Raw genomic sequence first — 17,670 nt, 5'->3', positions numbered from 1 at the left:
CCGATGAGCACTGTTGAGATCCTTTCGCCGGCAGGCGACAAGGCCGGTACCGTCGAGCTCCCCGCGGAGATCTTCGACGCGAAGGTCAGCATCCCGCTGATCCACCAGGTCGTCGTCGCGCAGCTGGCCGCTGCCCGCCAGGGCACGCACAAGACCAAGACCCGCGGCGAGGTCCGTGGCGGTGGCAAGAAGCCGTACCGCCAGAAGGGCACCGGCCGCGCCCGCCAGGGTTCGACCCGCGCGCCGCAGTTCGCCGGTGGTGGCGTCGTGCACGGTCCCGTGCCGCGTGACTACTCGCAGCGGACCCCGAAGAAGATGAAGGCCGCCGCCCTGCGCGGTGCCCTCACCGACCGGGCCCGCAACAGCCGCATCCACGTCGTCTCCGACGTGGTCGAGGGCGACATCTCCACGAAGGCCGTCAAGGCTCTCCTCGGCAAGATCAGCGAGCGCAAGAACGTGCTCCTGGTCGTCGAGCGCGAGAACGAGAAGGCCGTGCTGTCCGCCCGTAACCTGCCCCAGGTCCACATCCTGGAGCCGGGCCAGCTGAACACGTACGACGTTCTCGTCTCGGACGACGTGGTCTTCACCCAGGCCGCGTTCGAGTCCTTCGTGTCGGGCCCGAAGGCCAATGACACCGAAGGGAGCGAGGCCTGATGGCTATCCGTCACCCCGCTATCGCCTCGAAGGCCGCCAAGGCCGCCAAGGCCGCGCGCGTCGCCAAGGCGAAGCGTCACGCCACCGAGGGCAAGAACACCGTCGAGACGCCGCTGAGCAAGAGCTTCACGGACCCCCGTGACGTTCTCCTCAAGCCGGTCGTCTCCGAGAAGAGCTACGCGCTGCTCGACGAGGGCAAGTACACCTTCGTCGTCGCGCCCGGCGCCAACAAGACCCAGATCAAGCAGGCCGTCGAGGCGGTCTTCTCGGTCAAGGTCACCGGCGTCAACACGCTCAACCGCCAGGGCAAGCGCAAGCGCACTCGTACGGGCTTCGGCAAGCGTGCCGACTCCAAGCGCGCGATCGTGACCCTCGCTGAGGGCGACCGTATCGACATCTTCGGCCAGGCCTCCTAACGGAGACCCTGGTCCGAATATCGGACGAGGACTGAGAAATGGGAATCCGCAAGTACAAGCCGACGACGCCGGGCCGCCGTGGCTCCTCCGTCGCCGACTTCGTCGAGGTCACGCGGTCCACGCCGGAGAAGTCGCTGGTCCGCCCGCTGCACAGCAAGGGCGGCCGTAACAACGCCGGTCGTGTGACCGTTCGCCACCAGGGTGGCGGACACAAGCGCGCCTACCGCGTGATCGACTTCCGTCGTCACGACAAGGACGGCGTGCCGGCGAAGGTCGCGCACATCGAGTACGACCCGAACCGCACCGCGCGCATCGCCCTGCTGCACTACGCAGACGGCGAGAAGCGCTACATCATCGCTCCGCGCAACCTGTCGCAGGGTGACCGGGTTGAGAACGGCCCCGGCGCCGACATCAAGCCCGGCAACAACCTGGCGCTGCGCAACATCCCGGTCGGTACCACGATCCACGCGATCGAGCTCCGTCCGGGCGGCGGCGCCAAGTTCGCCCGCTCCGCGGGTGCCTCGGTGCAGCTGCTCGCGAAGGAGGGCTCGATGGCCCACCTGCGCATGCCGTCGGGCGAGATCCGTCTGGTCGACGTTCGCTGCCGCGCCACCATCGGCGAGGTCGGCAACGCCGAGCAGTCGAACATCAACTGGGGTAAGGCCGGCCGCAAGCGCTGGCTGGGCGTCCGTCCCACCGTTCGCGGTGTCGTGATGAACCCGGTTGACCACCCGCACGGTGGTGGTGAGGGCAAGACCTCCGGTGGTCGTCACCCGGTCTCGCCCTGGGGCAAGAAGGAAGGCCGTACTCGTTCGCCCAAGAAGGCGTCGAACAAGTACATCGTCCGCCGCCGCAAGACGAACAAGAAGCGCTAAGGACGGGTTGAGATGCCTCGTAGCCTGAAGAAGGGGCCCTTCGTCGACGACCACCTGATCAAGAAGGTGGATGTCCAGAACGAAGCCGGCACCAAGAACGTCATCAAGACCTGGTCCCGCCGCTCGATGATCGTCCCGGCCATGCTCGGCCACACGATCGCGGTGCACAACGGCAAGACCCACATCCCGGTGTTCGTCACCGAGTCGATGGTCGGCCACAAGCTCGGCGAGTTCTCGCCGACGCGCACCTTCCGGGGTCACGTCAAGGACGACCGGAAGTCGAAGCGCCGCTAAGGCGGGGTGGAATCGACTATGACTAACACCGAAGGGACAACCATGGAAGCCAGGGCCCAGGCGCGGTACATCCGCGTCACGCCCATGAAGGCCCGCCGCGTGGTGGACCTCATCCGTGGCATGGATGCCACGGAGGCTCAGGCGGTCCTGCGTTTCGCCCCGCAGGCCGCCAGCGTGCCGGTCGGCAAGGTGCTGGACAGCGCCATTGCCAACGCCGCGCACAACTACGACCACACGGACGCCTCGTCGCTGTACATCAGCGAGGCATACGTGGACGAGGGCCCGACCCTGAAGCGGTTCCGTCCGCGTGCCCAGGGCCGCGCCTACCGGATCCGTAAGCGGACCAGCCACATCACCGTGGTCGTCAGCAGCAAGGAAGGAACCCGGTAATGGGCCAGAAGGTAAACCCGCACGGGTTCCGGCTCGGTGTCACGACCGACTTCAAGTCGCGTTGGTACGCCGACAAGCTGTACAAGGACTACGTCAAGGAAGACGTCGCCATCCGTCGGATGATGACGTCCGGCATGGAGCGCGCCGGCATCTCGAAGGTTGAGATCGAGCGCACCCGTGACCGCGTGCGTGTGGACATCCACACCGCCCGTCCCGGCATCGTCATCGGCCGCCGTGGCGCCGAGGCCGACCGCATCCGCGGTGACCTCGAGAAGCTCACGGGCAAGCAGGTCCAGCTGAACATCCTCGAGGTCAAGAACCCCGAGACGGACGCTCAGCTCGTGGCCCAGGCCGTCGCGGAGCAGCTGTCCTCCCGCGTCTCCTTCCGCCGTGCCATGCGCAAGAGCATGCAGTCGGCGATGAAGGCCGGCGCCAAGGGCATCAAGATCCAGTGTGGCGGCCGTCTCGGCGGCGCCGAGATGTCCCGCTCGGAGTTCTACCGCGAGGGCCGTGTGCCCCTGCACACGCTCCGCGCGAACGTGGACTACGGCTTCTTCGAGGCCAAGACGACCTTCGGCCGCATCGGCGTGAAGGTCTGGATCTACAAGGGCGACGTCAAGAACATCGCCGAGGTCCGCGCCGAGAACGCCGCTGCCCGCGCCGGCAACCGCCCGGCCCGTGGTGGCAACGACCGCCCGGCCCGCGGTGGCCGTGGTGGCGAGCGTGGCGGCCGCGGCCGCAAGCCGCAGCAGCAGTCCGCGCCGGCTGCCGAGGCCCCCAAGGCCGAGGCTCCCGCCGCTGCCGCTCCGGCTGCTGAGAGCACCGGAACGGAGGCCTGACCGACATGCTGATCCCCCGTAGGGTCAAGCACCGCAAGCAGCACCACCCCAAGCGCTCGGGCATGAGCAAGGGTGGCACGCAGGTTGCGTTCGGTGAGTACGGCATCCAGGCCATGGGCCCGGCGTACGTCACCAACCGTCAGATCGAGGCCGCGCGTATCGCGATGACCCGCCACATCAAGCGTGGCGGCAAGGTCTGGATCAACATTTACCCGGACCGTCCGCTCACGAAGAAGCCGGCCGAGACCCGCATGGGTTCCGGTAAGGGTTCGCCGGAGTGGTGGATCGCCAACGTCAAGCCCGGACGCGTCATGTTCGAGCTGTCGTACCCCAACGAGAAGATCGCCCGTGAGGCGCTGACCCGTGCGGCCCACAAGCTGCCGATGAAGTGCCGGATCGTCAAGCGCGAGGCAGGTGAAGCGTGATGTCGGCCGGTACCAAGGCGTCCGAGCTGCGCGAGCTGGGCAACGAGGAGCTCCTTAACAAGCTCCGCGAGGCCAAGGAAGAGCTGTTCAACCTCCGCTTCCAGGCGGCGACGGGCCAGCTCGAGAACCACGGCCGTCTGAAGGCGGTCCGTAAGGACATCGCCCGGATCTACACCCTGATGCGTGAGCGTGAGCTGGGCATCGAGACGGTGGAGAGCGCCTGATGAGCGAGAGCAACGTGACTGAAGAGAAGACCGCTCGCGGTTTCCGCAAGACCCGCGAGGGTCTGGTCGTCAGCGACAAGATGGACAAGACCGTCGTCGTCGCCGTCGAGGACCGCGTCAAGCACGCGCTGTACGGCAAGGTCATCCGCCGTACGAACAAGCTCAAGGCGCACGACGAGCAGAACGCCGCGGGCGTCGGCGACCGTGTCCTCCTCGCGGAGACCCGGCCGCTGTCCGCGACGAAGCGCTGGCGCGTCGTCGAGATCCTCGAGAAGGCCAAGTAATTACCTGAAGGGTTTCCTTCAGGTTCAGTTCCGCCAGGCTCGGCAGGGGTCCCCGTTCCGCTAGGGACGAGGCCCCTGCCGGGAACCGGCAGACACACAGGAGATAGACGTGATCCAGCAGGAGTCGCGACTTCGCGTCGCCGACAACACGGGTGCGAAGGAAATCCTCACCATCCGTGTTCTCGGTGGCTCGGGTCGCCGCTACGCGGGCATCGGTGACGTCATCGTCGCCACCGTCAAGGACGCAATCCCCGGTGGCAACGTGAAGAAGGGTGACGTCGTCAAGGCGGTCATCGTTCGCACCGTCAAGGAGCGCCGCCGTCCGGACGGCTCGTACATCCGCTTCGACGAGAACGCCGCCGTCATTCTGAAGAACGACGGCGACCCTCGCGGCACCCGTATCTTCGGCCCGGTGGGCCGTGAGCTGCGCGAGAAGAAGTTCATGAAGATCATCTCGCTCGCGCCGGAGGTGCTGTAAGCATGAAGATCAAGAAGGGCGACCTGGTCCAGGTCATCACCGGTAAGGACAAGGGCAAGCAGGGCAAGGTCATTGCCGCTTACCCGCGCGAGGAGCGCGTCCTGGTCGAGGGTGTCAACCGGGTCAAGAAGCACACGAAGGCCGGCCCGACCGCCAGCGGCTCGCAGGCCGGCGGCATCGTGACCACCGAGGCCCCCGTCCACGTCTCCAACGTCCAGCTGGTCGTGGAGAAGGACGGCAACAAGGTCGTCACGCGCGTCGGTTACCGCTTCGACGACGAGGGCAACAAGATCCGCGTTGCCAAGCGGACGGGTGAGGACATCTGATGACGACCACCACCACTCCGCGTCTCAAGACGAAGTACCGCGACGAGATCAAGGCGAAGCTGCACGAGGAGTTCTCGTACGAGAACGTCATGCAGATCCCCGGCCTCGTCAAGATCGTGGTCAACATGGGTGTCGGCGACGCCGCCCGTGACTCCAAGCTCATGGACGGTGCCGTCCGTGACCTGACCACGATCACCGGTCAGAAGCCGGCCATCACCAAGGCCCGCAAGTCCATCGCGCAGTTCAAGCTGCGTGAGGGTCAGCCGATCGGTGCCCACGTCACGCTCCGTGGCGACCGCATGTGGGAGTTCCTGGACCGCACCCTGTCGCTGGCGCTGCCGCGCATCCGTGACTTCCGTGGTCTGTCCCCCAAGCAGTTCGACGGCCGTGGCAACTACACCTTCGGTCTCACGGAGCAGGTCATGTTCCACGAGATCGACCAGGACAAGATCGACCGTGTCCGGGGTATGGACATCACCGTGGTCACCACGGCGACCAACGACGCTGAGGGCCGCGCGCTCCTTCGTCACCTCGGCTTCCCGTTCAAGGAGGCGTGAGCGAGATGGCGAAGAAGGCTCTGATCGCTAAGGCTGCTCGCAAGCCCAAGTTCGGTGTGCGTGGCTACACCCGCTGCCAGCGCTGCGGCCGCCCGCACTCCGTGTACCGCAAGTTCGGCCTGTGCCGCGTGTGCCTTCGTGAGATGGCTCACCGTGGCGAGCTGCCGGGCGTGACCAAGAGCTCCTGGTAATCCCCTAGTTGGGATGACCGGAGTCTCTCGGTAAGCAATGAGGTCGGTGGGGGCCCGGCCGCGCATGCCTTAGGCTTGTGTGGTTGGGCGCCCTGCCGCCCTCGTACGACTTACTACGCCGTAGGTCCCCGCGCCGCACCCGTCCCGCCCATGAGTGGGGAGAGGGATGGCGCAGACAGGAAACCCCGGCGAGAGAGGCCGAAGGCCAATTCATGACCATGACTGATCCGATCGCAGACATGCTTACGCGTCTGCGGAACGCGAACTCGGCGTACCACGACACCGTGGCGATGCCGCACAGCAAGATCAAGTCGCACATCGCGGAGATCCTCCAGCAGGAGGGTTTCATCACGGGCTGGAAGGTCGAGGACGCCGAGGTCGGCAAGAACCTCGTCCTCGAGCTCAAGTTCGGGCCGAACCGTGAGCGCTCCATCGCGGGCATCAAGCGGATCTCGAAGCCTGGTCTGCGCGTGTACGCGAAGTCCACCAACCTGCCGAAGGTGCTCGGCGGCCTGGGCGTGGCCATCATCTCCACGTCGCACGGTCTGCTCACCGGCCAGCAGGCGGGCAAGAAGGGCGTGGGTGGGGAAGTCCTCGCCTACGTCTGGTAGCGGAAGGGAACGGAGGAAACAGCTATGTCGCGTATTGGCAAGCTCCCCATCACGGTTCCCGCCGGCGTGGACGTCACCATCGACGGCCAGACGGTCCAGGTGAAGGGCCCCAAGGGCACCCTGAACCACACCGTCGTGTCGCCGATCGAGATCGCTAAGGGCGAGGACGGCGTGCTGAACGTCACCCGCCCGAACGACGAGCGTCAGAACAAGGCCCTGCACGGCCTGTCCCGCACGCTGGTGGCGAACATGATCACCGGTGTGACCCAGGGTTACGTGAAGAAGCTCGAGATCAGCGGTGTCGGTTACCGCGTCCTGGCGAAGGGCTCCAACCTGGAGTTCTCGCTCGGCTACAGCCACCCGATCCTGGTCGAGGCGCCCGAGGGCATCTCGTTCAAGGTCGAGTCGCCGACCAAGTTCTCGGTCGAGGGCATCGACAAGCAGAAGGTCGGCGAGGTTGCGGCCAACATCCGCAAGCTGCGCAAGCCTGACCCGTACAAGGCCAAGGGCGTCAAGTACGAGGGCGAAGTCATCCGCCGCAAGGTCGGAAAGGCGGGTAAGTAAGCCATGGCATACGGTGTCAAGATTGCTAAGGGCGACGCTTACAAGCGTGCTGCCATCAAGCGTCGTCACATCCGGATCCGTAAGCACATCTCGGGTACGGCTGAGCGTCCGCGCCTGGTCGTGACGCGCTCCAACCGCCACATCGTGGCTCAGGTCATCGACGACATCAAGGGTCACACCCTGGCGTCGGCGTCGACCCTGGACGCGTCCATCCGTGGTGGTTCGGACGACAAGTCGGCGCAGGCCGGCAAGGTCGGCGCCCTGGTCGCCGAGCGTGCCAAGGCCGCCGGTGTCGAGGCTGTCGTGTTCGACCGTGGTGGTAACCGGTACGCGGGTCGCATCGCGGCCCTGGCCGACGCTGCCCGCGAGGCCGGGCTCAAGTTCTGAGCTCGCTGCGTAGCTAGCGGAAAAGAGAGAGGTAATCCAATGGCTGGACCCCAGCGCCGCGGCAGCGGTGCCGGTGGCGGCGAGCGGCGGGACCGGAAGGGCCGTGACGGCGGCGCAGCTGCCGCCGAGAAGACCGCGTACGTTGAGCGCGTCGTCGCGATCAACCGCGTCGCCAAGGTTGTGAAGGGTGGTCGTCGCTTCAGCTTCACTGCGCTCGTCGTAGTGGGCGACGGTGACGGCACCGTGGGTGTCGGTTACGGCAAGGCCAAGGAGGTGCCGGCCGCCATCGCCAAGGGCGTTGAGGAGGCCAAGAAGCACTTCTTCAAGGTCCCGCGCATCGCCGGCACCATTCCTCACCCGATCCAGGGTGAGAAGGCCGCGGGCATCGTCCTGCTCAAGCCGGCTTCGCCGGGTACCGGTGTTATCGCCGGTGGTCCCGTGCGTGCCGTGCTCGAGTGCGCCGGTGTTCACGACATCCTGTCGAAGTCCCTGGGCTCCGACAACGCGATCAACATCGTGCACGCGACCGTGGCGGCCCTCAAGGGTCTGCAGCGTCCCGAGGAGATCGCGGCCCGCCGTGGTCTGCCGCTCGAGGACGTCGCCCCCGCGGCTCTCCTGCGTGCACGTGCGGGAGCGGGTGCGTAATCATGGCTCAGCTCAAGATCACGCAGACGAAGTCGTACATCGGCAGCAAGCAGAACCACCGTGACACCCTGCGTTCCCTTGGTCTCAAGGGCATCAACACGCAGGTCGTCAAGGAGGACCGCCCCGAGTTCCGCGGCATGGTGCACACCGTCCGCCACCTCGTGACGGTCGAGGAGGTCGACTGATCATGGCGGAGAACAACCCGCTCAAGATCCACAACCTCCGTCCCGCCCCGGGCGCCAAGACCGCCAAGACCCGTGTGGGTCGTGGTGAGGCGTCGAAGGGTAAGACGGCCGGTCGTGGTACCAAGGGCACGAAGGCCCGTTACCAGGTTCCGGAGCGCTTCGAGGGTGGCCAGATGCCCCTCCACATGCGTCTTCCGAAGCTGAAGGGCTTCAAGAACCCGTTCAAGACCGAGTACCAGGTCGTCAACCTGGACAAGCTCACCGCCCTCTACCCCGAGGGTGGCGAGGTCACGGTGGCCGACCTGGTCGCCAAGGGCGCCGTTCGCAAGAACAGCCTTGTCAAGGTCCTCGGCCAGGGCGAGATCACCGTGGCGCTGCAGGTGACGGTTGACGCCGTCTCCGGCTCCGCCAAGGAGAAGATCACCGCCGCCGGCGGCACCGTCACCGAGCTCGTCTGAAGTTCTCAGGCGTCTCGATGACTTGAGCGATCCCGACCGGGGATGCCCCACAAAAGGGGCATCCCCGGTTGGTCGTTCCTAGGGGGGCACGGTCGCCGGTAAGGTGGCGTGCACTGTTACTTTCCGCGCGGTCTGTCCTCGCGACCGACCGGGCGGATCTTGACTTTTAGCTACACACACGTACTTATCCGTCGGACTCACCACCGTCACCTCTGACGCAGTAGCGCGGGGGTCGCAGGAGGCACCGTGCTCACCGCGTTCGCCCGGGCGTTCAAGACGCCCGACCTGCGCAAGAAGCTGCTCTTCACGCTCGGCATCATCGTGATCTACCGGCTGGGGACGCACGTCCCGATCCCGGGCATCAACTACAAGAACGTCCAGACCTGTATCGACGCGGCCAATGCCAACCAGGGCCTGTTCGGTCTGGTCAACATGTTCAGTGGTGGCGCGCTCCTGCAGATCACGATCTTCGCGCTCGGCATCATGCCGTACATCACGGCGAGCATCATCCTGCAGCTGTTGACCGTGGTGATCCCGCGTCTGGAAGCCCTCAAGAAGGAGGGCCAGGCGGGCACGGCGAAGATCACGCAGTACACGCGTTACCTGACCATCGCGCTCGCGATCCTGCAGGGCACCGGCCTGGTGGCCACCGCCCGCACCGGCACCCTGTTCCAGGGCTGCCCGGTCGCCTCGGAGATCGTCCCCGACCAGTCGATCTTCGTCACCATCACGATGGTCATCACGATGACCGCCGGTACGGCCACCGTCATGTGGCTCGGTGAGCTCATCACCGACCGCGGCATCGGCAACGGCATGTCGATCCTGATGTTCATCTCGATCGCCGCGACCTTCCCGGCCGCCCTGTGGGGCATCAAGAAGTCGGGTGACCTGGCCGGCGGCTGGATCGAGTTCGGCACCGTCATCCTCGTCGGCCTGTTCATGGTCGGCCTCGTGGTCTTCGTCGAGCAGGCCCAGCGCCGCATTCCGGTGCAGTACGCGAAGCGCATGATCGGCCGCAGGTCCTACGGCGGTACGTCGACGTACATCCCGCTGAAGGTCAACCAGGCGGGCATCATCCCTGTGATCTTCGCCTCGTCGCTGCTCTACATCCCCGCGCTCGTCGCCCAGTTCGCCGGTGGTCAGTCCGGCTGGAAGACGTGGATCGAGCAGAACCTGACCAAGGGTGACCACCCGATTTACATCGTCACCTACTTCGTCCTGATCGTCTTCTTCGCCTTCTTCTACGTGGCGATCTCCTTCAACCCGGAGGAAGTCGCGGACAACATGAAGAAGTATGGTGGCTTCATCCCGGGCATCCGGGCTGGCCGACCGACCGCTGAGTATCTGAGCTACGTACTCAACCGGATCACCTGGCCGGGCTCGCTGTATCTGGGTCTGATCGCTCTTGTGCCAACGATGGCGTTGGTGGGCTTCGGGGCCAACCAGAACTTCCCCTTCGGTGGAACGAGCATCCTCATCATCGTGGGTGTGGGCCTGGAGACCGTGAAGCAGATCGAGAGCCAGCTCCAGCAGCGCAACTACGAAGGGTTCCTCCGCTGATGCGAATCGTCCTCGTCGGGCCGCCCGGTGCAGGCAAGGGAACGCAGGCCGCGTTCCTTGCCAAGAACCTGTCGATCCCGCACATCTCCACGGGCGACCTCTTCCGCGCCAACATCAGCCAGGGCACGGAGCTCGGCAAGCAGGCGAAGGCATTCATGGACGCCGGCAACCTCGTCCCCGACGAGGTGACCATCGGCATGGCCAAGGACCGCATGGCCAAGGCCGACGCGGAGAACGGCTTCCTCCTCGACGGCTTCCCGCGCAACGTGTCGCAGGCCGAGGCCCTGGACGAGGCGCTCAAGGCGGACGGCCAGAAGCTGGACGCGGTCCTCGACCTGGAGGTCCCCGAGGACGAGGTGGTCAAGCGCATCGCCGGCCGCCGCATCTGCCGCAACGACTCCAGCCACGTCTTCCACGTGACGTACAGCCCGCCGAAGCAGCAGGACGTCTGTGACGTCTGCGGCGGCGAGCTCTACCAGCGCGGCGACGACAAGGAAGAGACCGTGCGCAAGCGGCTCGACGTCTACCACCGCGAGACGGAGCCGATCATCGACCACTACAAGGCGCAGGGCCTGGTCGTCACGATCTCGGCCCTCGGCAAGGTGGACGAGGTCACGCAGCGCGCGATGTCCGCCCTCCAGGGCGAGAGCGCCTGATACAGCTGTGACTGGGCCGCGGCACCCCGGGCGGGTGCCGCGGCCCAGCTGTGGGCGGAGCGCGAGGGGCGCCGTCGCGGCCGTATCGTTGTGGGTACTCCTCGTTTGCCGTACGTCGTACTCGTAGGTTCAGAAAGGCTCAGGCCGGACATGGTGCAGATCAAGACTCCCGAGCAGATCGCCAAGATGCGTGCGGCGGGACTTGTCGTCGCCGCCATCCACCAGGCCACGCGCGCGGCGGCGGTGCCGGGCGCGACCACCAAGGACCTGGACGACGTGGCGCGCAAGGTGATCGCCGAGCACGGCGCCAAGTCGAACTTCCTCGGGTACGGCGGCTTCCCCGCCACCATCTGCACCTCGAAGAACGAGGTCGTCGTGCACGGCATCCCGAGCGACGACGTCGTCCTCGAGGACGGCGACATCATCTCCATCGACGCGGGCGCGATCGTGGACGGCTGGCACGGCGACGCCGCGTTCACGGCGTTCGTGGGCGGTGGTCACGCTCCGGAGCTGGTCGAGCTGTCCCGGGTGACCGAGGAGTCGATGTGGGCCGGCATCGCGGCCATGAAGCTGGGCAACCGGCTCGTCGACGTCTCCCGCGCCATCGAGACGTATATCCGCCGCCAGCCGCGGCCCGCCTCCGGCAAGTACGGGATCATCGAGGACTACGGCGGCCACGGCATCGGCACCGAGATGCACATGGACCCGCACCTGCTGAACTACGTGGAGCGGCGGCGCGGGCGCGGGGCCAAGCTGGTGCCCGGCTTCTGCCTCGCGATCGAGCCGATGGTGTCGCTCGGCACGCCGAAGACCGAGGTCCTGTCGGACGACTGGACGGTCATCACCACGGACGGCACCTGGTCCTCGCACTGGGAGCACTCCGTCGCGCTGACCGAGCAGGGGCCGCTGGTCCTCACCGCGCCCGACGGCGGCAAGGCGAAGCTCGCCGAGTACGGCATCACCGCCGCGCCCGATCCGCTGGGCTAGGCCCCGGTTCGCGGTGCGCGCGGCACCCGGGTGCCGACAGCGTGGAGCCCTGGTGCAGGGCTGCTTAAGGATCTTGCCGGACGGGCATTCTTTCTCGATTCGTCTTTCCGGGTGTACTGACGTAGACTGACGCGTCGGCTCTCGTGCATTCGCATGTCTGCGTCTCCGCAGAGAGTCGATCAAGGTAGTCGATTCGAAGGGCGAAGCGTGGCCAAGAAGCAAGGTGCCATCGAGATCGAGGGCACTGTCGTCGAGTCTCTGCCGAACGCCATGTTCAAGGTCGAGCTCCAGAACGGCCACCAGGTCCTGGCACACATCAGCGGCAAGATGCGCATGCACTACATCCGCATCCTCCCTGACGACCGGGTCGTGGTGGAGTTGTCTCCGTACGACCTGACGCGTGGCCGGATCGTCTACCGGTACAAGTAGATCTTGCCTGTATCCCGCTCGCGCGGGGTGGTGGCACTGACCCGGAGAACCTCACACCCATGAAGGTCAAGCCGAGCGTCAAGAAGATCTGCGACAAGTGCAGGGTGATCCGCCGTCACGGCCGGGTCATGATCATTTGCGACAACCCGCGCCACAAGCAGCGCCAGGGCTGACGCACGTACTGCACTCGCAGATTTTCGCGCGACGCACGTAAAAGCACATATGCAGAGCCCGTCCCTCTTCAGGTCCATCAGGTAATGGAGGGCGGCACCCCCGGTCGGAGGCCGGGGACCCAGTACGTACCTCATACGGCGGCTGGGAGCGGTTCTGCTGAAGACCTCCGAAGATTCACAGGAGCCATGAATGGCACGCGTTGAAGGTGTTGACCTCCCGCGCGACAAGCGCATCGAGGTTGCCCTCACCTATGTGTTCGGCGTCGGCCGGACGCTGTCCCAGCAGACGCTGGACGCCACTGGTGTCGACCGCAACACCCGTGTTCGCGACCTGACCGAGGACGACCTCGTCAAGATCCGCGAGTACGTGGACCAGAACATCAAGACCGAGGGTGACCTCCGTCGCGAGATCCAGGCCGACATCCGCCGCAAGGTCGAGATCGGCTGCTACCAGGGTCTGCGCCACCGTCGTGGCCTGCCCGTCCGCGGTCAGCGCACCAGCACCAACGCTCGCACCCGCAAGGGCCCGCGTCGCGCCATCGCCGGTAAGAAGAAGCCGGGCAAGAAGTAGTCCTCGCTCAGCGGTCTATCGACAGCTGACGCTGCAGGACCGACCACCTCCCGTAGGAGTTAAAGATGCCCCCCAAGGGTCGTCAGGGCGCTGCCAAGAAGGTGCGCCGCAAGGAAAAGAAGAACGTCGCTCACGGCCACGCGCACATCAAGAGCACGTTCAACAACACGATCGTGTCCATCACGGACCCGACCGGCAACGTGATCTCCTGGGCCTCCGCCGGCCACGTCGGCTTCAAGGGCTCGCGCAAGTCCACCCCGTTCGCCGCGCAGATGGCCGCCGAGTCGGCCGCGCGTCGCGCGCAGGAGCACGGCATGCGCAAGGTCGACGTCTTCGTCAAGGGCCCGGGTTCCGGTCGTGAGACCGCCATCCGTTCGCTGCAGGCGACCGGCCTCGAGGTTGGCTCCATCCAGGACGTCACCCCGACCCCGCACAACGGCTGCCGTCCCCCCAAGCGCCGCCGCGTCTGACGCGACGCCGCTTGCGCGGTTGCTTTGAGGATTCGGGCGGTACGTACCCTTCGGGGGCCGTGCCGCCCGTACCCTTGTACTACTCAAGGGCATCAAATAGTGGGTGCCCATGACTGAAGGATTCACTTCATGCTGATCGCTCAGCGTCCCTCGTTGACCGAAGAGGTCGTCGACGAGTTCCGCTCCCGGTTCGTCATCGAGCCGCTGGAGCCGGGCTTCGGCTACACCCTCGGCAACTCCCTGCGTCGGACCCTCCTGTCCTCGATCCCGGGTGCGGCGGTCACGTCCATCCGCATCGACGGTGTCCTGCACGAGTTCACCACCGTGCCGGGCGTCAAGGAGGACGTCACCGACCTCATCCTCAACATCAAGCAGCTGGTCGTCTCCTCGGAGCACGACGAGCCGGTCGTGATGTACCTGCGCAAGCAGGGCCCGGGTCTGGTCACCGCCGCCGACATCGCGCCGCCGGCCGGTGTCGAGGTGCACAACCCCGACCTCGTCCTCGCCACGCTCAACGGCAAGGGCAAGCTGGAGATGGAGCTGACCGTCGAGCGCGGTCGCGGCTACGTCTCCGCCGTGCAGAACAAGCAGGTCGGCCAGGAGATCGGCCGCATCCCGGTCGACTCGATCTACTCGCCGGTGCTGAAGGTCACGTACAAGGTCGAGGCCACGCGTGTCGAGCAGCGCACCGACTTCGACAAGCTGATCGTCGATGTCGAGACCAAGCAGGCCATGCGCCCGCGCGATGCCATGGCGTCCGCCGGCAAGACCCTGGTCGAGCTGTTCGGTCTGGCCCGCGAGCTCAACATCGACGCCGAGGGCATCGACATGGGTCCGTCCCCGACGGACGCCGCGCTCGCCGCCGATCTGGCGCTGCCGATCGAGGAGCTGGAGCTCACGGTCCGCTCCTACAACTGCCTCAAGCGTGAGGGCATCCACTCCGTGGGTGAGCTCGTCGCCCGCTCCGAGGCCGACCTCCTGGACATCCGCAACTTCGGCGCGAAGTCCATCGACGAGGTCAAGATGAAGCTCAACGGGATGGGTCTGGCCCTCAAGGACAGCCCGCCCGGATTCGACCCGACCGCCGCCGCGGACGCCTTCGGCGCCGATGACGACGCGGACGCGGGCTTCGTCGAGACCGAGCAGTACTAAGAGCTCGGGACCGGCCGCTTGATTTTGGCTGCGCGTGCGTTGTGGTTGTTCGCGCAGTTCCCCGCGCCCCTTACGGGGCGCGGTGCCGCTGACCCCGGTACCTGATACGGCCGGGGCAGATCACAAGGAGAAACACCATGCCGAAGCCCACCAAGGGTGCCCGTCTGGGCGGCAGCGCCGCGCACGAGAAGCTGATGCTGGCGAACCTCGCCAAGGATCTCTTCGAGCACGGCCGCATCACCACGACCGAGGCGAAGGCCCGTCGCCTGCGTCCGTTCGCGGAGCGTCTGGTCACCAAGGCGAAGAAGGGCGACCTTCACAACCGCCGTCAGGTGCTCCAGGTCATCACGGACAAGAGCGTCGTCCACACGCTCTTCGCCGAGATCGGCCCGCGCTACGAGAACCGCCCGGGTGGCTACACCCGTATCACCAAGATCGGTAACCGCCGTGGCGACAACGCGCCCATGGCCGTCATCGAGCTGGTGGAGGCCCTGACCGTGGCCCAGCAGGCCACCGGTGAGGCCGAGGCGGCCACGAAGCGTGCCGCCAAGGACGCCGAGGTTTCCGAGGCCAAGGTCGACACGGCCAAGGCTGATGAGGCCGCTGAGGAGTCGAAGGACGCGTAAGCGTTCTGCTGGGGGACCGCGCGTCGTCGGCTGCGGCCTGGTCGTGGCTGGTCGCGCAGTTCCCCGCGCCCCTTGAGGGCGTCGCGGGTCCGCCCTTCGGGGCGGGCCCGCTTTCGTGTGCCTGAGAGGATTGCGGTGTGAGTGAGGAAGTGGAGCCCGGGTTCGTCCGGGTGCGGCTCGACCTGAGCTATGACGGCAAGGACTTCTCCGGCTGGGCCAAGCAGCGCGAGGGCCAGCGGACCGTCCAGGGAGAGATCGAGGACGCGCTGCGGACGGTGACCCGGTCCGCGCGGACGTACGAGCTGACCGTGGCCGGGCGGACCGACAGCGGGGTGCACGCGCGCGGCCAGGTCGCGCACGTCGACCTGCCGGAGAGCGTGTGGGCCGAGCACCGCGAGAAGCTGCTGCGGCGGCTCGCCGGACGGCTGCCGCACGACGTGCGGATCTGGCAGGCGGAGGAGGCGCCGGCGGGGTTCAACGCGCGGTTCTCGGCGATCTGGCGCCGGTACGCCTACCGCGTGACCGACCACCCCGGTGGCGTGGACCCGCTGCTGCGCGGGCACGTCCTGTGGCACGACTGGACGCTCGACCTGGACGCGATGAACGAGGCCGCGCAGGCGCTCATCGGCGAGCACGACTTCGCCGCGTACTGCAAGCGGCGCGAGGGCGCGACCACCATCCGTACGCTCCAGGAGCTGCGGTGGGAGCGGCGGCCCGACGGCGTTCTCGAGGCCACCGTGCGGGCGGACGCCTTCTGCCACAACATGGTGCGCTCCCTGGTGGGGGCCATGCTGTTCGTGGGGGACGGGCACCGGTCGCCGGACTGGCCGGGCAAGGTGCTGGCGGCGGGGGTGCGGGACTCGGCGGTGCACGTGGTGCGGCCGCACGGGCTCACCCTGGAGGAAGTCGGCTATCCGGCGGACGAGCTGCTGGCGGCGCGCAGTGTGGAGGCGCGCAACAAGCGGTCGCTGCCGTCGGCGGGATGTTGCTGAACTCCGGATAGAGCGTTCGTTCTACTCGGGGTTGTTGGCGGCGGCCGACGCCTGTGCCTCGCCGCGGCGGTTGATCTGGTTGAAGGCGAAGCGGGCGAGGTCGTCGCCGACCTCGTACGCCTTGCGGTCCTTCTCGGTGACGTCCTTGGCGGCGAGGAAGCCGGTCGTCGTGAAGTACGCGTAGCGGCCGTACGCGTTGTACGTGCCGCGGCAGACCGCCGTCCGGCAGAACGTGCCGACGCCCTTGCCCGGCAGCGAGGTGACCAGGCCCTTGTCGGCCTGCTTCTTGACCTTGGCGGCCTGGGCCTGGGTGTCGAAGACGGCGACGCCGACGGTGACGGCGACGCCGCCCCGGGCGTAGGTGACGCGCATCAGTTTGGTGCACTTGTTCTGGGTGAGGACGCGGCCGAGGACCGGCTGGGCGACCGAGGCGCACCGCTTGGTGTCGGCGGTGGCGCCCTTCTTGTAGACCTTGTCGCCGGAGGTCAGCTTCGTGCCGGGGAAGAGGATCGCGGCGCTCAGGGGCGCCTTGTCCTTGTCCGCGCTGGAGATGTAGTCCTTCGGGTCCGGCGGGGGCGGGGGAGTGGTCGCCTCGAAGGACGGCTCGGGGGCCGAGGAGGCGCCGGGGATGTCCGGGGACGAGGGCAGCTCGCTCGCGGGCTTGTTGGAGGCGGAGGCGTCGTCGCCGTTGGCGGAGACGACGGCGACGGCCACGGCCGTGGCGACGCCGATGGTGGCGAGTGCGCCGCCGCCCATCAGGAGCCACTTGCGGCGGCGGGCGCGCTTCTCGGACGCTTCGGCCAGTGCCGCCCAGTCCGGGGTCTGCGAGCCCCCCGGACCCCACTGAGGTCCCCCTTGCCCAAAGCTCATGCGCGGCATCTTAGACGGGGCGGTGGGGATGTTGAGCCGGGGTCGAGGCGGGTTCTCGCCCTAGCCTGAGCCGCATGAACGCGGGCAAAAGTGATGTTTCCGGCGGTACGGGATGGTGGCTGCGGCCCGCCGCGTGGCAGGCGTGGGCGGTGCTCGGGGTGGTCCTCGGCGCGCTCGTGCTGCGGGTCGCCTGCCGGGTGCCGGACGGCGGCATGGACAACGGGATCGTGGCGCGGGCGGCCGAAGCATGGCTGGAAGGGCGCTCGCCGTACGCGGACCGGCACTTCCTCTATCTGCCGGGGGCCGTGCTCGCGGCGGTGCCGCAGGCCGTGCTGCCGCAGGGGGTGGTGCGGGTGCTCGTGCCGGTGGGGGTGGTGGGGG

General features: G+C 66.9%; 30 protein-coding genes and 1 pseudogene. 30 read left to right on the top strand and 1 reads right to left on the bottom strand.

The window, feature by feature from the left end:
• The first annotated feature begins 3 nt into the window (after positions 1 to 3).
• The 29 genes from rplD to truA all read left to right on the top strand — a co-directional run bounded on the left by rplD (position 4) and on the right by truA (position 16,419).
• On the top strand, positions 4 to 654 hold the full coding sequence (gene rplD / locus IG74_RS0134880; protein ID WP_030685479.1) for a 50S ribosomal protein L4: 651 nt from the start codon (positions 4 to 6) through the stop codon (positions 652 to 654).
• Entirely contained in the window at positions 654 to 1,070 is a 417-nt protein-coding gene (rplW, locus tag IG74_RS0134875; protein ID WP_030685476.1) for a 50S ribosomal protein L23, read from the top strand. The genes rplD and rplW overlap by 1 nt, the downstream gene beginning before the upstream one ends.
• Positions 1,071 to 1,108: 38 nt before the next feature.
• Positions 1,109 to 1,945 (top strand): 50S ribosomal protein L2, encoded by an 837-nt coding sequence (gene rplB, locus IG74_RS0134870; protein WP_030685474.1) that lies wholly within the window; start codon positions 1,109 to 1,111, stop codon positions 1,943 to 1,945.
• Between the two features lie 12 nt (positions 1,946 to 1,957).
• Positions 1,958 to 2,239, top strand: coding sequence for a 30S ribosomal protein S19 (gene rpsS, locus IG74_RS0134865; RefSeq protein WP_003948639.1), 282 nt, complete (start codon positions 1,958 to 1,960; stop codon positions 2,237 to 2,239).
• A 42-nt stretch (positions 2,240 to 2,281) separates the two neighbouring features.
• Positions 2,282 to 2,629: a 50S ribosomal protein L22 gene (rplV, locus tag IG74_RS0134860; RefSeq protein ID WP_030685471.1), complete on the top strand. Its 348-nt coding sequence runs from the start codon at positions 2,282 to 2,284 to the stop codon at positions 2,627 to 2,629.
• The gene (rpsC, locus tag IG74_RS0134855; protein WP_030567260.1) at positions 2,629 to 3,468 is read left to right on the top strand and encodes a 30S ribosomal protein S3; all 840 of its coding nucleotides are present in this window, start codon (positions 2,629 to 2,631) and stop codon (positions 3,466 to 3,468) included. Before rplV ends, rpsC begins: the two co-directional genes overlap by 1 nt.
• A 5-nt stretch (positions 3,469 to 3,473) precedes the next feature.
• Complete coding sequence (gene rplP, locus IG74_RS0134850) at positions 3,474 to 3,893, top strand: 50S ribosomal protein L16 (protein ID WP_030685469.1); 420 nt, start codon at positions 3,474 to 3,476, stop codon at positions 3,891 to 3,893.
• Positions 3,893 to 4,117, top strand: a complete 225-nt coding sequence (gene rpmC, locus IG74_RS0134845) for a 50S ribosomal protein L29 (protein WP_010036720.1) — start codon at positions 3,893 to 3,895, stop codon at positions 4,115 to 4,117. Before rplP ends, rpmC begins: the two co-directional genes overlap by 1 nt.
• The gene (gene rpsQ, locus IG74_RS0134840; RefSeq protein ID WP_030685467.1) at positions 4,117 to 4,401 is read left to right on the top strand and encodes a 30S ribosomal protein S17; all 285 of its coding nucleotides are present in this window, start codon (positions 4,117 to 4,119) and stop codon (positions 4,399 to 4,401) included. The genes rpmC and rpsQ overlap by 1 nt, the downstream gene beginning before the upstream one ends.
• Positions 4,402 to 4,510: 109 nt before the next feature.
• Positions 4,511 to 4,879, top strand: a complete 369-nt coding sequence (gene rplN, locus IG74_RS0134835; protein WP_003974257.1) for a 50S ribosomal protein L14 — start codon at positions 4,511 to 4,513, stop codon at positions 4,877 to 4,879.
• A 2-nt stretch (positions 4,880 to 4,881) separates the two neighbouring features.
• Positions 4,882 to 5,205 carry a 50S ribosomal protein L24 gene (gene rplX / locus IG74_RS0134830; protein ID WP_030685463.1) on the top strand — a complete coding sequence of 108 codons (324 nt, stop codon included), beginning with the start codon at positions 4,882 to 4,884 and terminating at the stop codon, positions 5,203 to 5,205.
• Positions 5,205 to 5,762 carry a 50S ribosomal protein L5 gene (rplE, locus tag IG74_RS0134825; RefSeq protein ID WP_030685461.1) on the top strand — a complete coding sequence of 186 codons (558 nt, stop codon included), beginning with the start codon at positions 5,205 to 5,207 and terminating at the stop codon, positions 5,760 to 5,762. The genes rplX and rplE overlap by 1 nt, the downstream gene beginning before the upstream one ends.
• Positions 5,763 to 5,767: 5 nt before the next feature.
• Positions 5,768 to 5,953 carry a type Z 30S ribosomal protein S14 gene (locus IG74_RS0134820; protein ID WP_003948630.1) on the top strand — a complete coding sequence of 62 codons (186 nt, stop codon included), beginning with the start codon at positions 5,768 to 5,770 and terminating at the stop codon, positions 5,951 to 5,953.
• 212 nt (positions 5,954 to 6,165) lie between these two features.
• Complete coding sequence (gene rpsH / locus IG74_RS0134815) at positions 6,166 to 6,564, top strand: 30S ribosomal protein S8 (protein ID WP_018528360.1); 399 nt, start codon at positions 6,166 to 6,168, stop codon at positions 6,562 to 6,564.
• A 24-nt stretch (positions 6,565 to 6,588) separates the two neighbouring features.
• Complete coding sequence (rplF, locus tag IG74_RS0134810; protein WP_030685454.1) at positions 6,589 to 7,128, top strand: 50S ribosomal protein L6; 540 nt, start codon at positions 6,589 to 6,591, stop codon at positions 7,126 to 7,128.
• Positions 7,129 to 7,131: 3 nt separating this feature from the next.
• Positions 7,132 to 7,515 (top strand): 50S ribosomal protein L18, encoded by a 384-nt coding sequence (rplR, locus tag IG74_RS0134805; RefSeq protein ID WP_030685452.1) that lies wholly within the window; start codon positions 7,132 to 7,134, stop codon positions 7,513 to 7,515.
• Between the two features lie 39 nt (positions 7,516 to 7,554).
• Positions 7,555 to 8,160, top strand: a complete 606-nt coding sequence (gene rpsE / locus IG74_RS0134800) for a 30S ribosomal protein S5 (protein WP_030685449.1) — start codon at positions 7,555 to 7,557, stop codon at positions 8,158 to 8,160.
• A gap of 2 nt (positions 8,161 to 8,162) precedes the next feature.
• On the top strand, positions 8,163 to 8,345 hold the full coding sequence (gene rpmD / locus IG74_RS0134795) for a 50S ribosomal protein L30 (RefSeq protein WP_005481207.1): 183 nt from the start codon (positions 8,163 to 8,165) through the stop codon (positions 8,343 to 8,345).
• Positions 8,346 to 8,347: 2 nt separating this feature from the next.
• A complete protein-coding gene (rplO, locus tag IG74_RS0134790; protein WP_030685443.1) occupies positions 8,348 to 8,803 on the top strand; it encodes a 50S ribosomal protein L15 in 456 nt (151 codons plus the stop codon).
• A gap of 246 nt (positions 8,804 to 9,049) precedes the next feature.
• Positions 9,050 to 10,363 (top strand): preprotein translocase subunit SecY, encoded by a 1,314-nt coding sequence (gene secY / locus IG74_RS0134785; RefSeq protein ID WP_030685440.1) that lies wholly within the window; start codon positions 9,050 to 9,052, stop codon positions 10,361 to 10,363.
• Entirely contained in the window at positions 10,363 to 11,019 is a 657-nt protein-coding gene (locus IG74_RS0134780) for an adenylate kinase (protein ID WP_030685438.1), read from the top strand. Before secY ends, IG74_RS0134780 begins: the two co-directional genes overlap by 1 nt.
• 150 nt (positions 11,020 to 11,169) lie before the next feature.
• Positions 11,170 to 12,006: a type I methionyl aminopeptidase gene (map, locus tag IG74_RS0134775; protein ID WP_030685435.1), complete on the top strand. Its 837-nt coding sequence runs from the start codon at positions 11,170 to 11,172 to the stop codon at positions 12,004 to 12,006.
• A 207-nt stretch (positions 12,007 to 12,213) separates the two neighbouring features.
• Positions 12,214 to 12,435: a translation initiation factor IF-1 gene (infA, locus tag IG74_RS0134770; protein WP_003948620.1), complete on the top strand. Its 222-nt coding sequence runs from the start codon at positions 12,214 to 12,216 to the stop codon at positions 12,433 to 12,435.
• A gap of 59 nt (positions 12,436 to 12,494) precedes the next feature.
• Positions 12,495 to 12,608: a 50S ribosomal protein L36 gene (gene rpmJ, locus IG74_RS0134765; protein ID WP_003948619.1), complete on the top strand. Its 114-nt coding sequence runs from the start codon at positions 12,495 to 12,497 to the stop codon at positions 12,606 to 12,608.
• A 190-nt stretch (positions 12,609 to 12,798) separates the two neighbouring features.
• Positions 12,799 to 13,179, top strand: coding sequence for a 30S ribosomal protein S13 (gene rpsM / locus IG74_RS0134760; RefSeq protein ID WP_030685433.1), 381 nt, complete (start codon positions 12,799 to 12,801; stop codon positions 13,177 to 13,179).
• Positions 13,180 to 13,244: 65 nt separating this feature from the next.
• The gene (gene rpsK / locus IG74_RS0134755; protein WP_003948617.1) at positions 13,245 to 13,649 is read left to right on the top strand and encodes a 30S ribosomal protein S11; all 405 of its coding nucleotides are present in this window, start codon (positions 13,245 to 13,247) and stop codon (positions 13,647 to 13,649) included.
• Positions 13,650 to 13,778: 129 nt separating this feature from the next.
• Entirely contained in the window at positions 13,779 to 14,801 is a 1,023-nt protein-coding gene (locus IG74_RS0134750) for a DNA-directed RNA polymerase subunit alpha (RefSeq protein WP_016645160.1), read from the top strand.
• Positions 14,802 to 14,938: 137 nt separating this feature from the next.
• Positions 14,939 to 15,427 (top strand): 50S ribosomal protein L17, encoded by a 489-nt coding sequence (gene rplQ / locus IG74_RS0134745; RefSeq protein ID WP_030685430.1) that lies wholly within the window; start codon positions 14,939 to 14,941, stop codon positions 15,425 to 15,427.
• Positions 15,428 to 15,564: 137 nt separating this feature from the next.
• Positions 15,565 to 16,419: a tRNA pseudouridine(38-40) synthase TruA gene (truA, locus tag IG74_RS0134740; RefSeq protein ID WP_030685427.1), complete on the top strand. Its 855-nt coding sequence runs from the start codon at positions 15,565 to 15,567 to the stop codon at positions 16,417 to 16,419.
• Between the two features lie 21 nt (positions 16,420 to 16,440).
• Here truA and IG74_RS0134735 read toward each other — a convergent pair whose 3' ends face one another.
• Positions 16,441 to 17,289, bottom strand: coding sequence for a hypothetical protein (locus IG74_RS0134735; RefSeq protein WP_030685423.1), 849 nt, complete (start codon positions 17,287 to 17,289; stop codon positions 16,441 to 16,443).
• A 74-nt stretch (positions 17,290 to 17,363) separates the two neighbouring features.
• On the opposite strand from IG74_RS0134735, the pseudogene IG74_RS52330 reads away from it, so the two are divergent.
• Positions 17,364 to 17,670 (top strand): annotated as a pseudogene (locus IG74_RS52330) (hypothetical protein); the annotation flags it as partial.

Source organism: Streptomyces sp. NRRL B-1347 (assembly GCF_000720325.1).
GTDB lineage: Bacteria > Actinomycetota > Actinomycetes > Streptomycetales > Streptomycetaceae > Streptomyces.
Note: the sequence above shows the minus strand (reverse complement) of the source record. Positions and strands in the feature narration are given on the sequence as shown.

Coding starts and splice junctions, on each gene's coding strand:
- rplD (WP_030685479.1), top strand. CDS start 4: ATGAGCACTGTTGAGATCCTTTCGCCGGCAGGCGACAAGGCCGGTACC.
- IG74_RS0134820 (WP_003948630.1), top strand. CDS start 5,768: ATGGCGAAGAAGGCTCTGATCGCTAAGGCTGCTCGCAAGCCCAAGTTC.
- rplO (WP_030685443.1), top strand. CDS start 8,348: ATGGCGGAGAACAACCCGCTCAAGATCCACAACCTCCGTCCCGCCCCG.
- rpsM (WP_030685433.1), top strand. CDS start 12,799: ATGGCACGCGTTGAAGGTGTTGACCTCCCGCGCGACAAGCGCATCGAG.
- rpsH (WP_018528360.1), top strand. CDS start 6,166: ATGACCATGACTGATCCGATCGCAGACATGCTTACGCGTCTGCGGAAC.
- rpsS (WP_003948639.1), top strand. CDS start 1,958: ATGCCTCGTAGCCTGAAGAAGGGGCCCTTCGTCGACGACCACCTGATC.
- rpsE (WP_030685449.1), top strand. CDS start 7,555: ATGGCTGGACCCCAGCGCCGCGGCAGCGGTGCCGGTGGCGGCGAGCGG.
- rpmD (WP_005481207.1), top strand. CDS start 8,163: ATGGCTCAGCTCAAGATCACGCAGACGAAGTCGTACATCGGCAGCAAG.
- rpsK (WP_003948617.1), top strand. CDS start 13,245: ATGCCCCCCAAGGGTCGTCAGGGCGCTGCCAAGAAGGTGCGCCGCAAG.
- rpmJ (WP_003948619.1), top strand. CDS start 12,495: ATGAAGGTCAAGCCGAGCGTCAAGAAGATCTGCGACAAGTGCAGGGTG.
- rplE (WP_030685461.1), top strand. CDS start 5,205: ATGACGACCACCACCACTCCGCGTCTCAAGACGAAGTACCGCGACGAG.
- IG74_RS0134780 (WP_030685438.1), top strand. CDS start 10,363: ATGCGAATCGTCCTCGTCGGGCCGCCCGGTGCAGGCAAGGGAACGCAG.
- rplX (WP_030685463.1), top strand. CDS start 4,882: ATGAAGATCAAGAAGGGCGACCTGGTCCAGGTCATCACCGGTAAGGAC.
- rplQ (WP_030685430.1), top strand. CDS start 14,939: ATGCCGAAGCCCACCAAGGGTGCCCGTCTGGGCGGCAGCGCCGCGCAC.
- IG74_RS0134750 (WP_016645160.1), top strand. CDS start 13,779: ATGCTGATCGCTCAGCGTCCCTCGTTGACCGAAGAGGTCGTCGACGAG.
- rpmC (WP_010036720.1), top strand. CDS start 3,893: ATGTCGGCCGGTACCAAGGCGTCCGAGCTGCGCGAGCTGGGCAACGAG.
- rpsQ (WP_030685467.1), top strand. CDS start 4,117: ATGAGCGAGAGCAACGTGACTGAAGAGAAGACCGCTCGCGGTTTCCGC.
- rplP (WP_030685469.1), top strand. CDS start 3,474: ATGCTGATCCCCCGTAGGGTCAAGCACCGCAAGCAGCACCACCCCAAG.
- rplW (WP_030685476.1), top strand. CDS start 654: ATGGCTATCCGTCACCCCGCTATCGCCTCGAAGGCCGCCAAGGCCGCC.
- rplF (WP_030685454.1), top strand. CDS start 6,589: ATGTCGCGTATTGGCAAGCTCCCCATCACGGTTCCCGCCGGCGTGGAC.
- map (WP_030685435.1), top strand. CDS start 11,170: ATGGTGCAGATCAAGACTCCCGAGCAGATCGCCAAGATGCGTGCGGCG.
- rplV (WP_030685471.1), top strand. CDS start 2,282: ATGGAAGCCAGGGCCCAGGCGCGGTACATCCGCGTCACGCCCATGAAG.
- rpsC (WP_030567260.1), top strand. CDS start 2,629: ATGGGCCAGAAGGTAAACCCGCACGGGTTCCGGCTCGGTGTCACGACC.
- IG74_RS0134735 (WP_030685423.1), bottom strand. CDS start 17,289: ATGAGCTTTGGGCAAGGGGGACCTCAGTGGGGTCCGGGGGGCTCGCAG.
- rplR (WP_030685452.1), top strand. CDS start 7,132: ATGGCATACGGTGTCAAGATTGCTAAGGGCGACGCTTACAAGCGTGCT.
- rplB (WP_030685474.1), top strand. CDS start 1,109: ATGGGAATCCGCAAGTACAAGCCGACGACGCCGGGCCGCCGTGGCTCC.